The organism is Streptomyces cahuitamycinicus, from assembly GCF_002891435.1.
Taxonomy (GTDB): Bacteria; Actinomycetota; Actinomycetes; order Streptomycetales; family Streptomycetaceae; genus Streptomyces; species Streptomyces cahuitamycinicus.
Genome location: NZ_POUC01000057.1, coordinates 16,971 through 29,207, shown reverse-complemented (window position 1 = coordinate 29,207; position 12,237 = coordinate 16,971). Strand labels below are relative to the sequence as shown.

Here is a 12,237-nt window from a genome sequence, read left to right as displayed (position 1 = left end):
GGGGGAGGGCGCGCCGCGGCGACGTGCGCGCCTCGATCCTGGCCCTGCTGAAGGACCGGCCGATGCACGGATACGAGATGATCCAGGAGATCGCCGAGCGCAGCGGCGGGGCGTGGAAGCCCAGCCCCGGCTCGGTGTACCCCACCCTCCAGCTGCTGGAGGACGAGGGGCTGATCGCCAGTGCGTCCGAGGGCGGCAAGAAGCTGTTCTCGCTCACCGAAGCGGGCCGCGAGGCCACCGAGGAGGGCCCCGAGGCGCCCTGGGAGGAGGCCTCGCGCGGGGTCGACTGGGAGGCTCTCGGCGAGGTCCGCCAGGCCGGCTTCGGTCTGATGGAGGCCTTCGGCCAGGTCTGGAAGACGGGCAGCAAGGAGCAGCGGGAGAAGGCGCTGGGCGTCATCAACGAAGCCCGCAAGAAGCTGTACCTCATCCTTGCCGACGAGGACTGAAAGTCATAGCGGGACGAGCGCCCCCGGAACGGTCCGGGGGCGCTTCGGCATGCCGGGGCGTCAGGCCACCAGCCCGTCCAGCCTGCGCAGCGACTCGTGCAGGGCCGCCGCGGCCGAATCCCTGAGCTTGCCCGCCATCAGGGATACCGTCGCGCCCGTGAACTCGCCGTCGATGCGGACCGTCGTGGCGTCTCCTTCGGGTGTGAGGGTGTAGCGCGTCGCCACCGTCACCGCCATCGGGCCCCTGCCGCGGATGGCGAGCACGCGCGCCGGTTCCAGCTCCTCGACGGTCCACGCCACCTCGGCCGGAAAGTTCATGAGCCGCATGTTCTCCTGGAAGGTCGCCCCCACCGCCAGGGGCTCCGGGCCGCCTGACGGGAAGCTCGTGTGGGTCGCGTTCCACTCGCCGTAGGCGGACCAGTCCGTGAGCCTCGACCACACCTTTTCGGCCGGTGCCCCGATGCGTGCCTCCGCGCTGACTTCGGCCATGCGACCACCTCTTCGTGTCGGGGCTGGGTGTCGCGGAACGTAGCCGTGGCGGCCGCAATGTTCAATACTGACGAACTGTCAGTCGCGTCGAGGTCTTCCTCCGGATCTGCCTGATCTCCTCCCCAAGGAGGAGATTGCGGCCGGTGGAGTCCACTTCCCGTGGGACGCGGAAATGCTTCCCACCGAGGATGACCCGGGCGCGCGGGGCTGATGGGGTAGAGGGTGTGCACTCCCGAACCCCCCGGCAGGCGGCCCATGAGCACGGTATCCAGCGCGCGGACGACGATGCCGGGCTCAGCGACGAGCTGGCGTCGGTGGTCGCCGGTGCGCGGCGCCGGGCCGTCCGGGACGGGGACCGGCAGATCGACACCGCCCATCTCCTCCACTCGCTGCTGGAGTCCGACCCCGAGGCGCGTGCCGTCTTCGGCGAGGGGCCGCAGATCGCTCGGCTGCTCGGCTATCTCGTCCAGCGCAGCATCGGTTACGGCCTGCGCTGGCAGAGCGGTGTCGAGGACTCCGGTGCCGTCCCGGTGGTGACGGGGGCGGCGGGCTTCTCGCCGCTCGCCACCGGGTGCATGGAGGACGCCTGCGAACGCGCCGCCGGGCGTGGCGGGCCGGCCCGTGGCACCGACCTGCTCGCGGCGATCGTCGCCGACCCGCAGGCGCGCGCGGTCGAGGTGCTCGCACGGGCCGGCATCGACCCGGACGAGGTGTCCGGCCGGCTCGGCGACCGGTCCGGCCGCACCGAGGAGTGCGGCGAAGCCACGCTCTGAGCGGCGGCCCTCCCGAAGGGCGATCCGCCCCCGTCCAGGCTGTGAGACAGGTGCCATAGGAGATGACGCTCCTGTCACGGCCTGCCATCATGTGCCGGTGCGTACCACTGACAGCAGCGTGAGCGGGCGCGGCAGGGGTGTGGGGCTCGGCCTCGCACTCCTGTCCGCGGTGGCCTTCGGCGGATCCGGTGTCGCGGCCAAGCCGCTGATCGAGGCCGGACTGGACCCGCTGCACGTCGTGTGGCTGCGCGTGGCCGGTGCCGCCCTGGTCATGCTGCCGCTCGCCGTACGCCATCGCGCGCTCGTGCGGCGGCGGCCCGGACTGCTCGCCGGGTTCGGTCTGCTCGCCGTCGCCGGTGTCCAGGCCTGCTACTTCGCGGCGCTCTCCCGGATCCCCGTCGGGGTGGCGCTGCTCATCGAGTACCTGGCGCCCGCGCTCGTGCTCGGCTGGGTGCGGTTCGTGCAGAAACGGCCCGTGACGCGTGCCGCGGCCGTCGGCGTCGTGCTCGCCGTCGGCGGGCTCGCCTGTGTCGTCGAGGTGTGGTCGGGCCTCGGCTTCGACGCCCTGGGGCTGCTGCTCGCGCTCGGCGCGGCGTGCTGTCAGGTCGGCTACTTCGTCCTGTCCGACCAGGGCAGCGACGCGGGGGACGAGGCGCCCGACCCGCTGGGTGTCATCGCCTACGGTCTGCTCGTCGGCGCGGCCGTGCTGACCGTCGTCGCCCGGCCCTGGACCATGGACTGGTCGGTGCTCCAGGGCACCGCGAGCATGGACGGCAGGCCCGTCGCCGCCGTCGTCCTGCTGGCGTGGATCGTCCTCGTCGCCACCGTCGTCGCCTATGTCACCGGTGTCGTCTCCGTCCGCCGGCTCTCCCCGCAGGTCGCGGGCGTCGTGGCCTGCCTCGAAGCGGTCATCGCCACCGTCCTGGCCTGGGTCCTGCTCGGCGAGCACCTATCGGCACCGCAGATCGCCGGTGGGGCGATCGTGCTGGCGGGCGCTTTCATCGCGCAGTCGTCGACGCCCTCGAAGGGCTCCGGGCAGCCGGTGGCGAGCGGCGGCCCGGAAAGGGAGTTGTCCCGGCGCGGAACCAGCGCCTAGGGTGCCGATCATGCCTTCGAACGCACTCGTCCTTCCGCCTCCGGCCGCCTGAGGCGGGCCCTCCGGAAACCGCGCCCGGCGACTCGCCGCGGCGCAGAACGGTGCTGCCCGCAGACGAAGTCCGTGGACCCCCGATCCCGAATGATCCGGGGTTCTTCCCGAACTTCCGCGCACCTGCCGCCGCTCGCCATGTGCGGCGTGCCGTGCGCGTCTGCGGAGAGAACGCGTGTCGAACACTGCCATCGGCCTGCCCGTCGGGCGAGGCCTCCTCTATCTGATCGTCGCCGGTGTCGCCTGGGGCACCGCGGGCGCTGCCGCCTCCCTGGTCTACCGGGCCAGCGACATGGGGCCCGTCGCCCTTTCCTTCTGGCGCTGTGCCGCCGGTCTCGTCCTGCTGCTCGCCGTCCGCCTGCTGCGGACCCGCGCCGCGGCCCCCGTGCGTGAACCGCTCGGCCGCCGGGCTCTGCGGACCGGGGTCACCGGGCTCGGGCTCGCCGTCTTCCAGACCGCGTACTTCGCGGCCGTCTCCGCCACCGGCCTGGCGGTGGCCACCGTCGTCACCCTGGGCGCGGGGCCCGTCCTCATCGCGCTGGGCGCCCGGCTGACCCTGGCCGAGCGTCTGGGACGGGGCGGTGCCGGCGCCGTCGTGGGCGCCCTCGCCGGGCTCGCGGTCCTCGTCCTCGGCGGCGGGGGTACGACCGTACGCCCCGGGGGTGTGCTGCTCGCGCTGTTGTCGGCGGCCGGGTACAGCGCGATGACCCTGCTCACCCGCCGGTGGGGCCGTGACGGCGCGGGTGACGTCACCCGGACGACCACCGGGGCCTTCACCGTCACGAGTCTGTGCCTGCTGCCCTTCGCCCTCGCGGAGGGACTGCTGCCGCACACCCAGGAGCCCGGTCGGCTCCTGCTCCTGCTGCTCTACGTCGCCGCCGTCCCCACCGCCCTCGCCTACGGCCTCTACTTCGCGGGCGCGGCCGTCGTGCGGTCCGCCACCGTCTCGGTGATCATGCTGCTCGAACCGGTGAGCGCGGCAGTGCTCGCCGTCGTCCTGCTCGGCGAGCAGCTCACGGCGGCGACGCTGGCCGGAACCCTGCTGATGCTCGGTTCGGTGGGGGCTCTCGCGCTGGGGGAGGTGCGAGGCGCCCGGACGCGCGAGGAGCCGGTGACGGTCGTGTGAGGCGGTGACGGCCGTATGAAGCGGGACCGTCGTGTGAGGCGGGGCCTCGCGGCCTAGGCCTCCTGTCTGCGCAGGAGATGGTCGCGAGCCCTCGCGTCACCCGGGCCGCCGCGGGCCGCGAGGCCGGCGGCGATCCGGTCCCGGACTTCGGCCGGCTTGTGGTTGGCGTACTTGAACTTCGCCCGTACGTCCGTCACTTGGAGACGCAGGCCCCGTATGCCGGCGAGCATCCTGCCGTACGGGGCCTCACCCGCCGCCGCCCGTGCGGAGCCGCCCCGCGGCTGGAAGTGGTCGACCTGGCGGTTGAGCAGCGCGGCCTTCTCCGCCGGGTCGTCCACGACCTGGGCGCGGCAGCGGAGCTGTACGGCCGTGTAGAGGCTCGTCGGGGTGCCGTGCTCGGGCGGGACGTCCGGGGCGGCCTGCCAGGGCCCGGGTACGAACACGTAGTCGTCGACCACGCTCAGCAGGACATCCGGGCCGGCCTCCAGCGCGGGCCAGAGAGGGTTGGGGCGGGCGAGATGGGAGACGACCTCGCGGCGCCCGGCGTCGTAGGCGAAGTGCAGGGGCTGGACGTGGGGCGGTTCGCCCGGCAGGCCGTTGACGGCGAGCTGGCCGAAGTCGTGACCGGCCAGCCACTGTTGCCACTCGGCGTCGTCGCGGGGCGCGTCCCAGGGGTGGATCAGCATCACAGAGCCGCGAGATAGCCGGGCAGTTCGGTGCCGGGCGCCAGGCCGGGGTCGGAGACCGGGGTGCCGTATGTGGGACGCACCGGGACGACACCGGCCCAGTGGGGGAGGGCCAGGTCCTCCGGTTCGTCGTTCACCCCGCCGGTGCGCAGCTTCGCGGAGACCTCGTCCAGGTCCAGGCGGATCACGGCGGTGGCGGCGAGCTCCTTCTTGTTGGCGGGGCGCGAGTCGGCGGAGCGGCCGGGCACGACGTGGTCGACCAGCGCGTCCAGGGCCTGCCGCTTCTCCTCGGGGTCCGTCACGTCGTGCGCGACGCCGTGCACCACGACGGAGCGGTAGTTGATCGAGTGGTGGAAGGCCGAGCGGGCCAGGACCAGACCGTCGACGTGCGTGACCGTCAGGCAGACCGGAAGGCCCGAATCGGCCTGTCCGGCCGCCCGCAGCGGACGCGAGCCGGTGGAGCCGTGCACGTACAGCCGCTCGTCGATCCGCGCGTACAGCGTGGGCAGCACGACCGGTGCCCCGTCGCGGACGAATCCGAGGTGGCAGACGTAGGCCTCGTCGAGTATCGCGTGCACCAGGTCCTTGTCGTACGAGGCCCGGTCCGGGGAGCGGGTGGGGACGGTGCGGTCGGTCGGGGTGTAGCCGGTGTCGGGCTGTGACGGCGTCTGCGCGGTCCCCTGCATGGCGCTCTCCATTGCACTAGTGCATACTTGGTTTTGTGCTAGGAGAGTATCCGATCAGTGGGCGTCGCGCAGCGGACATTTCCGCGAGCATCGAGCGCGCGGTAGGGGCCGGTCAGCTGCGGCCGGGCCAACTTCTGCCTCCTATGCGGGAGTTGGCGGGAAAGCTGGGGGTGAATCCCAACACGGTCGCGGCCGCGTACCGGACCCTGCGCGAGCGGGGGGTCATCGAAACCGCGGGCCGGCGGGGCAGCCGGGTGCGGCCCGCGCCGGCGACGACCGGGCGGGAGCACTTCAGGGTGGACGTCCCCCAGGGTGTGCGGGACGTCGCGCAGGGCAATCCGGACCCGGCGCTGCTGCCGCCTCTCGCGGGCGCGTTCGCGGCGGCGGCCGCCGAGGGCGACCGGGCGCCCGTGCTCTACGGGGACACCCCCGTGGAGCCGGAGCTGGCCCGGATCGCACGGGCCGGCTTCGACGCCGACGGGGTGCCGGAGGGGCCGGTCGCGGTGGTCTCCGGGGCGCTGGACGGCGTCGAACGTGTGCTGGCGGCCCACCTCAAGCCGGGCGACACCGTCGCCGTCGAGGACCCCGGCTGGGGCCGCACCCTCGATCTCGTGCCGGCGCTCGGCCTGCGGACCGTCCCCGTGGGCGTCGACGACGAGGGGCCCCGCGCGGAGGATGTGCGCCGGGCGCTGGAGGCCGGGGCGCGCGCCCTCATCGTGACGGACCGGGCGCAGAACCCGACCGGCGCGGCGGTGAGCGCGCCACGCGCGCGTGCCCTGCGGGCCGTGCTCCTGGAGCACCCGGAGGTCCTGCTGATCGAGGACGACCACGGGCACGGCATCGTCGACGTGCCCCTGCACCCGTTGGCCGGAGGCACCCGGCACTGGGCCTTCGTCCGCTCGGCGGCCAAGGCCTACGGCCCCGACCTGCGTCTCGCCCTGCTCACCGGTGACGCCCTCACCGTGGACCGGGTCCGTGGACGGCACCGGCTCGGGCCCGGATGGGTCAGCCGCCTGATGCAGCGGGCCCTGGTGCGGCTGTGGGCCGACGGCGCGGTGGACACGGCCGAGGTGGCCGCGTCGTACGGGAGGCGGCGGGACGCGCTGATCGGCGCGCTCGCACGGCGCGGTGTCGTGGCGCACGGGGCCAGCGGCATGAACGTGTGGGTGCCCGTGCCGGACGAGACCGGCGCCGTCGCCCGGCTGCTGCACGCCGGCTGGGCCGTGGCCCCCGGAGCCCGCTTCCGGCTGGCCGCGCCGCCCGGCATCCGGATCACCGTCTCGACGCTCGCCTGGGACGAGATCGAGACGCTGGCCGACGCGATCGCCTCGGCAGTCGGGCCCGCCCCCGCACGGAGCTACGACTGAGGCACGGCGGAGGCCGGGCCGGCAGCGGGCCTCCGCCCGGAGCTGGGGCGGGGACACGGCTGCCGGGCCCCGGGCCGACGCGCAGCTACGGCTGTGGCGCCGACCGGGGCTTTGGGGCCGCGTGTGGTGAGGGCTGAACACAGCCGGGGGCTTCCGGCTTCCGTGGAGCCGGGGCGGAGACGCCGGCCGGGGTTCCGGGCCCGCAAGGGGCGACGACTGAGACGCGGCGCAGGTCCCTGGCCCGTGCGCGGTCACGGCCGGGACGCCGCCCGGCCGTTGGGCCTTTGCAGAGCTGAAACCGAGGCAGTCGGCCCAGGCGTTGGGCCCCGCGGAGCTACGGCCGAGATGTCCTGCGGGGCTTCGGGCGGAGCTGTGTGAGTGCCGCTCCCGTCAGCACGATCAACGCACCTACCGGGGTCGACCACGTGAGCGTCTCGCCGAGAAGAGCCACGCCCGCGGCCGTGGCGATGACCGGGATGAAGTACGTGACCATCTGGGCGGTCGTCGGGCCGACCTCGGCGACCAGGCCGTACTGGAGGAGCACTGCCAGGCCCGTGCCCAGCGCGCCCAGGGCGGCGATCGCCAGCAGCGGTCCGACGGACACGCGGGTGGGCAGGGTCGTGAACAGCGGGGTGACCACCGCCAGCTGGACCGACGCGAGCAGCAACTGGGCACCGGTCATCGACAGATGGGAGTCGCCGGTACCGGCCAGGGTGCGGCGGACGTAGATCCAGCCGATCGGGTAGCTGAGGGAGCCGAGCAGAGCCAGTGCCGTCCCGGTGACGTCGAGGCCGTGGAAGCCCTGCCAGGCACCCAGCACCGTGAGCACCCCCAGGAAGCCGAGGCCGAGCCCGGCGACCCGCAACCGGGTCGGACGGTCCTCCGACAGGGCGATCAGCGACAGCGCCATGCCCCACAGCGGTGAGGTCGCGTTGCAGATGCCCGCCAGCGTGGACGGGATGGTCAGCTCGGCGTACGCGAAGAGCGAGAACGGCAGGGCGTTGAGCAGGAACGCGGCGACCGTCAGATGCCCCCAGATCCTGACCCCGCGCGGCAGCCGCTCGCGGCGCACCGCCATCGCGGCGGCGAGCACCGCCGTGCCGAACAGCAGCCGGCCGAGCGTCACCTGAAACGGCGCGTACGCCCCGGTGCCCACCTTGATGAGGAGGAAGCTGAAGCCCCAGATCAAGGACAGGGCGGCGAACCGCAGACGCCAGTCGAAGCGGCGGCGGGCCGGTGCGGACGGGGCGCCGGAGACCCGGCCGGGCGGTGTGGTGACGGTGCTCATGGCAGCCACGATGTGGCAGGAAGACCTCGCAGCACAATCGAGATTTCGCACCCGGTACTGCGTAGCATTGCTTATATGTTGAATCTGGAGCGCCTGCGCACCCTCGATGCCCTCGCCCGGCACGGCTCGGTCAGCGGCGCGGCCGAGGGGCTGCACATCACCACGTCCGCCGTCTCGCAGCAACTCTCCAAACTGGAACGAGAGGTCGGGCAGCAGCTCCTCGCCAAGAACGGGCGCGGCGTGCGGCTCACCGACGCGGGCCGGCTGCTCGCCGAGCACGCCGCACGCATCCTGTCCCAGGTCGAACTCGCCCAGTCGGACCTCGAGGCGCAGCGCGGACAGGTCGTGGGCGAGCTCAGGCTGTCGGCGTTCCCGACGGCCGCGCGAGGGCTGTTCCCCCACGCGCTGGCCGCGCTGCGCGAGCAGCACCCCGCGCTCCGGCTGCGCTCCTGCGAGCTCGAACCGGAGCTCGGCATCGCCGGGGTCGTGCGCGGCGACCTCGACCTCGCCGTGGTGCTCGACTGGTACAACAAGCCGATGGCGCTGCCCGACGGGCTGGTCAAGGCGTCGATCCTGGACGACCCGGCCGAGGTCGCCATGCCGGTGGACCACCGGCTCGCGGCGCGCGAGGAGGTGGACCTCGCCGAGTTCGCCGACGACGAGTGGATCACCTGGGGCGAGGGCGAGTTCTGCCACGAGTGGTTGATGTTCACCCTGCGCTCCAAGGGCGTCGAGCCGATCGTCGGCCACCGCGCCGCCGAGAACCACACGCAGCTGGCGCTGGTCGCCGCAGGGCTCGGGGTGTGCATCGCCCCGGTGCTCGGCCGCCGTCCCGTGCCCGCCGGGGTCGTGACCGTTCCCCTCAGACAGCGGGTCCGGCGGCACGTGTACGTCGTCTGGCGCGCGGACGCGGACCGCCGCCCGTCGATCCGGGCGGCGGTGCGGGCCCTGCGGGCGGCGGGGGAGGGCGTCGGCTGAGCGTCCGGGGGAGAGCTACTGCCCGGCCAGCTTGCGGAAGTCCCAGGAGACGATCTTCTCCGGCGTCAACCGGATCCAGGCGTGCCGGCCGTCGTGCGGCATCTCCTCCAGGCCGAAGTTCTTCCGCGCGAACAGCGTCTCCGGGACGTCGAGTTCGGCGCGCAGCTCGCCCGTGCGCGGGATCTCGCCCACGAACTCGACCGTGCCGGACAGCTCGGCGCCACGCAGTTCGTCGTACTCCTCGCCGGTGTCGACCACGATCGCCACCCGCGGGTCGCGCCGCAGGTCGGTCCAGCGCTTGCTGCGCACGACCGAGTACAGCCACATCGACGCGCCGTCCCAGGCGTACCACAGCGTGCTCACGTGCGGTGCGCCACCGGCCGACACCGTGGCGACCCGGCAGGTGCGCTGGGTGGTCAGGAAATCGTCCAGCTCGCCCGGCGTCATCATGATCTTCCGGCCTCTGCGCTGCTGTGTGACGGTCATGCGCCCCCTCTTTCTCCCACGTCGTGTCAGAGGAGAGATCCTCTGACATCACGTCAGAAAAGGATGGGTTCTCTTCCGTCCGTGCGCAATGGTGGTTACGCTCGCCCGCCCAGCCGCCGGTGACAGGGGGAACCGTGCCCTCGCACGAAGCGCTCAGCGAACTCCTCGAACCGGGCACCACCGTGCTGCTCACCGTCGAGTGCCAGGAGGGCGTCGTCGGGGCGGACAGCGCACTGCCCGAACTCGCCGAGGAAGCACGAGCCGGTGGTGCCCTCGGCAACGTCGCCCGTCTGGTGGCGGCCGCCCACGAAGGGGGCGTTCAGGTCGTGCACGCCATCGCCGAGCGCCGCCCCGACGGCCGCGGTGCCGGCCGCAACGCCCGCCTCTTCCGCGCCGCCGCACGCCTGCCCGTCCAGCAGTTGACCGGCACCCCGGCGGTACGGGTGGCGGCTCCGATCGAGGTGGCCGAGGAGGACCTCGTAGTGCGGCGGCTGCACGGGCTGTCACCCCTGCAGGGCACCGACGTCGACCCGCTCCTGCGCAACCTCGGCTGCCGCACACTGATCCTCACCGGGGTCTCCGCCAACGTGGCAGTACCCAACGCCGTGTTCGACGCCGTGAACCGCGGTTACACCGTCGTCGTCCCGGCGGACGCCATCGCGGGGGTGCCTTCCGACTACACCCCCGCGATGATCCGCCACACCCTCGCGCTGGTCGCCACGGTCGCGACCACGGACGAGGTGCTGGCGTGCCTGGAACGTCCCGGTGGAATCAGGCGAGCGTGATGGAGTCTCCGTTCACCGTCACCTGTTTCGCCTCCAGCGGCTTGACCGCGGGGCCCTTCTTCACACTGCCGTCGAGGACGGAGAACTGACTGCCGTGGCAGGCGCAGGAGATGACGTCGTCCTTGAGATCCACCATCGGACAGTTCTGGTGGGTGCAGATCGTCGAGAAGGCCTTGTAGTCGCCCGCGGCCGGCTGCGAGACCACCACCTTCTCGTCCTTGAAGATCTTGCCGCTGCCCTCGGGGATGTCAGTGGTCTTCGCGAGCGCCGCACCACCGGCTCCCGCTTCGGCGGACGAGCCGCCCCCTTCGTTCGTCGCGCCGCCGCCGGCGGCGCCCTGTTCGGTGGACGGGTCGGACGCCTTGTCGTCCGACCCGCACGCCGTCAGCGCCACGGTGAGCCCCGCCGCGCCAACCGCCGCCACGACGGCGCGGCGGCTCGGTCCCGACATCGGCTGAACTGATTCGCTGGTCATGCAGCTCGCCCGGCGTCATCATGATCTTCCGGCCTCTGCGCTGCTGTGTGACGGTCATGCGCCCCCTCTTTCTCCCACGTCGTGTCAGAGGAGAGATCCTCTGACATCACGTCAGAAAAGGATGGGTTCTCTTCCGTCCGTGCGCAATGGTGGTTACGCTCGCCCGCCCAGCCGCCGGTGACAGGGGGAACCGTGCCCTCGCACGAAGCGCTCAGCGAACTCCTCGAACCGGGCACCACCGTGCTGCTCACCGTCGAGTGCCAGGAGGGCGTCGTCGGGGCGGACAGCGCACTGCCCGAACTCGCCGAGGAAGCACGAGCCGGTGGTGCCCTCGGCAACGTCGCCCGTCTGGTGGCGGCCGCCCACGAAGGGGGCGTTCAGGTCGTGCACGCCATCGCCGAGCGCCGCCCCGACGGCCGCGGTGCCGGCCGCAACGCCCGCCTCTTCCGCGCCGCCGCACGCCTGCCCGTCCAGCAGTTGACCGGCACCCCGGCGGTACGGGTGGCGGCTCCGATCGAGGTGGCCGAGGAGGACCTCGTAGTGCGGCGGCTGCACGGGCTGTCACCCCTGCAGGGCACCGACGTCGACCCGCTCCTGCGCAACCTCGGCTGCCGCACACTGATCCTCACCGGGGTCTCCGCCAACGTGGCAGTACCCAACGCCGTGTTCGACGCCGTGAACCGCGGTTACACCGTCGTCGTCCCGGCGGACGCCATCGCGGGGGTGCCTTCCGACTACACCCCCGCGATGATCCGCCACACCCTCGCGCTGGTCGCCACGGTCGCGACCACGGACGAGGTGCTGGCGTGCCTGGAACGTCCCGGTGGAATCAGGCGAGCGTGATGGAGTCTCCGTTCACCGTCACCTGTTTCGCCTCCAGCGGCTTGACCGCGGGGCCCTTCTTCACACTGCCGTCGAGGACGGAGAACTGACTGCCGTGGCAGGCGCAGGAGATGACGTCGTCCTTGAGATCCACCATCGGACAGTTCTGGTGGGTGCAGATCGTCGAGAAGGCCTTGTAGTCGCCCGCGGCCGGCTGCGAGACCACCACCTTCTCGTCCTTGAAGATCTTGCCGCTGCCCTCGGGGATGTCAGTGGTCTTCGCGAGCGCCGCACCACCGGCTCCCGCTTCGGCGGACGAGCCGCCCCCTTCGTTCGTCGCGCCGCCGCCGGCGGCGCCCTGTTCGGTGGACGGGTCGGACGCCTTGTCGTCCGACCCGCACGCCGTCAGCGCCACGGTGAGCCCCGCCGCGCCAACCGCCGCCACGACGGCGCGGCGGCTCGGTCCCGACATCGGCTGAACTGATTCGCTGGTCATGCTGACGTTCCTTCCGGGGGGTTCGTGATCTGCCGTGAGGTACGGCCCTTGGGGACCGGCTGTTCAGGCAATGTCGAAATCCTGACCTGTTCGCGGAACGACGCGGGTAAAGCGGAGCTGTCGGTTGGCTGTCGGGTTCCGGCCCGGTGCCGCGAGGCCGTCGCCGCGGTCGCCGGGTACGTCAGTA

The 12,237-nt window shown here is 72.6% G+C and carries 15 protein-coding genes; 8 read left to right on the top strand and 7 right to left on the bottom strand.

Annotated features, from left to right (window positions below):
- Positions 1-446 (top strand): PadR family transcriptional regulator (locus C1J00_RS10945; RefSeq protein ID WP_102908846.1); only part of this gene is annotated, 446 nt, incomplete at its 5' end.
- Between the two features lie 60 nt (positions 447-506).
- Here the strand turns inward: C1J00_RS10945 and C1J00_RS10940 are convergent.
- A complete protein-coding gene (locus tag C1J00_RS10940; protein WP_102908843.1) occupies positions 507-935 on the bottom strand; it encodes a type II toxin-antitoxin system Rv0910 family toxin in 429 nt (142 codons plus the stop codon).
- 224 nt (positions 936-1,159) lie between these two features.
- Here C1J00_RS10940 and C1J00_RS10935 point away from each other — a divergent pair, with 224 nt between their 5' ends.
- From C1J00_RS10935 to C1J00_RS10925, 3 genes are all read left to right on the top strand, one after another.
- Positions 1,160-1,708: a Clp protease N-terminal domain-containing protein gene (locus C1J00_RS10935; RefSeq protein ID WP_102908842.1), complete on the top strand. Its 549-nt coding sequence runs from the start codon at positions 1,160-1,162 to the stop codon at positions 1,706-1,708.
- 91 nt (positions 1,709-1,799) lie between these two features.
- Entirely contained in the window at positions 1,800-2,804 is a 1,005-nt protein-coding gene (locus C1J00_RS10930; protein WP_102908841.1) for an EamA family transporter, read from the top strand.
- 226 nt (positions 2,805-3,030) lie between these two features.
- Positions 3,031-3,981, top strand: a complete 951-nt coding sequence (locus C1J00_RS10925; RefSeq protein WP_102908840.1) for a DMT family transporter — start codon at positions 3,031-3,033, stop codon at positions 3,979-3,981.
- 53 nt (positions 3,982-4,034) lie between these two features.
- On the opposite strand, the gene C1J00_RS10920 is transcribed toward C1J00_RS10925, so the two are convergent.
- Together C1J00_RS10920 and C1J00_RS10915 are read right to left on the bottom strand one after the other, a co-directional pair.
- A complete protein-coding gene (locus tag C1J00_RS10920) occupies positions 4,035-4,667 on the bottom strand; it encodes an FMN-binding negative transcriptional regulator (RefSeq protein ID WP_102908839.1) in 633 nt (210 codons plus the stop codon).
- Positions 4,667-5,353, bottom strand: a complete 687-nt coding sequence (locus C1J00_RS10915; RefSeq protein WP_102908838.1) for a pyridoxamine 5'-phosphate oxidase family protein — start codon at positions 5,351-5,353, stop codon at positions 4,667-4,669. Before C1J00_RS10915 ends, C1J00_RS10920 begins: the two co-directional genes overlap by 1 nt.
- A 35-nt stretch (positions 5,354-5,388) precedes the next feature.
- Here C1J00_RS10915 and C1J00_RS10910 point away from each other — a divergent pair, with 35 nt between their 5' ends.
- Positions 5,389-6,720 carry an aminotransferase class I/II-fold pyridoxal phosphate-dependent enzyme gene (locus C1J00_RS10910; RefSeq protein ID WP_102908837.1) on the top strand — a complete coding sequence of 444 codons (1,332 nt, stop codon included), beginning with the start codon at positions 5,389-5,391 and terminating at the stop codon, positions 6,718-6,720.
- Positions 6,721-7,054: 334 nt separating this feature from the next.
- Here C1J00_RS10910 and C1J00_RS10905 read toward each other — a convergent pair whose 3' ends face one another.
- Positions 7,055-8,008: a DMT family transporter gene (locus C1J00_RS10905; RefSeq protein WP_102908836.1), complete on the bottom strand. Its 954-nt coding sequence runs from the start codon at positions 8,006-8,008 to the stop codon at positions 7,055-7,057.
- Positions 8,009-8,083: 75 nt separating this feature from the next.
- On the opposite strand from C1J00_RS10905, the gene C1J00_RS10900 reads away from it, so the two are divergent.
- Positions 8,084-8,986 carry a LysR family transcriptional regulator gene (locus C1J00_RS10900; protein ID WP_102908835.1) on the top strand — a complete coding sequence of 301 codons (903 nt, stop codon included), beginning with the start codon at positions 8,084-8,086 and terminating at the stop codon, positions 8,984-8,986.
- Positions 8,987-9,001: 15 nt separating this feature from the next.
- Here the strand turns inward: C1J00_RS10900 and C1J00_RS10895 are convergent, their stop codons facing one another.
- Positions 9,002-9,472: a pyridoxamine 5'-phosphate oxidase family protein gene (locus C1J00_RS10895; RefSeq protein WP_102908834.1), complete on the bottom strand. Its 471-nt coding sequence runs from the start codon at positions 9,470-9,472 to the stop codon at positions 9,002-9,004.
- Positions 9,473-9,606: 134 nt separating this feature from the next.
- Between C1J00_RS10895 and C1J00_RS10890 the strand changes: the two genes are divergently transcribed.
- Complete coding sequence (locus C1J00_RS10890) at positions 9,607-10,257, top strand: cysteine hydrolase family protein (protein WP_102908833.1); 651 nt, start codon at positions 9,607-9,609, stop codon at positions 10,255-10,257.
- On the opposite strand, the gene C1J00_RS10885 is transcribed toward C1J00_RS10890, so the two are convergent.
- Positions 10,244-10,732: a Rieske (2Fe-2S) protein gene (locus C1J00_RS10885; RefSeq protein ID WP_102908832.1), complete on the bottom strand. Its 489-nt coding sequence runs from the start codon at positions 10,730-10,732 to the stop codon at positions 10,244-10,246. The genes C1J00_RS10890 and C1J00_RS10885 overlap by 14 nt on opposite strands.
- 192 nt (positions 10,733-10,924) lie before the next feature.
- On the opposite strand from C1J00_RS10885, the gene C1J00_RS10875 reads away from it, so the two are divergent.
- Entirely contained in the window at positions 10,925-11,575 is a 651-nt protein-coding gene (locus C1J00_RS10875) for a cysteine hydrolase family protein (protein WP_102908833.1), read from the top strand.
- On the opposite strand, the gene C1J00_RS10870 is transcribed toward C1J00_RS10875, so the two are convergent.
- Entirely contained in the window at positions 11,562-12,050 is a 489-nt protein-coding gene (locus tag C1J00_RS10870) for a Rieske (2Fe-2S) protein (protein ID WP_102908832.1), read from the bottom strand. The two genes, C1J00_RS10875 and C1J00_RS10870, sit on opposite strands and share 14 nt — an antisense overlap.
- Positions 12,051-12,237 lie beyond the last annotated feature (187 nt).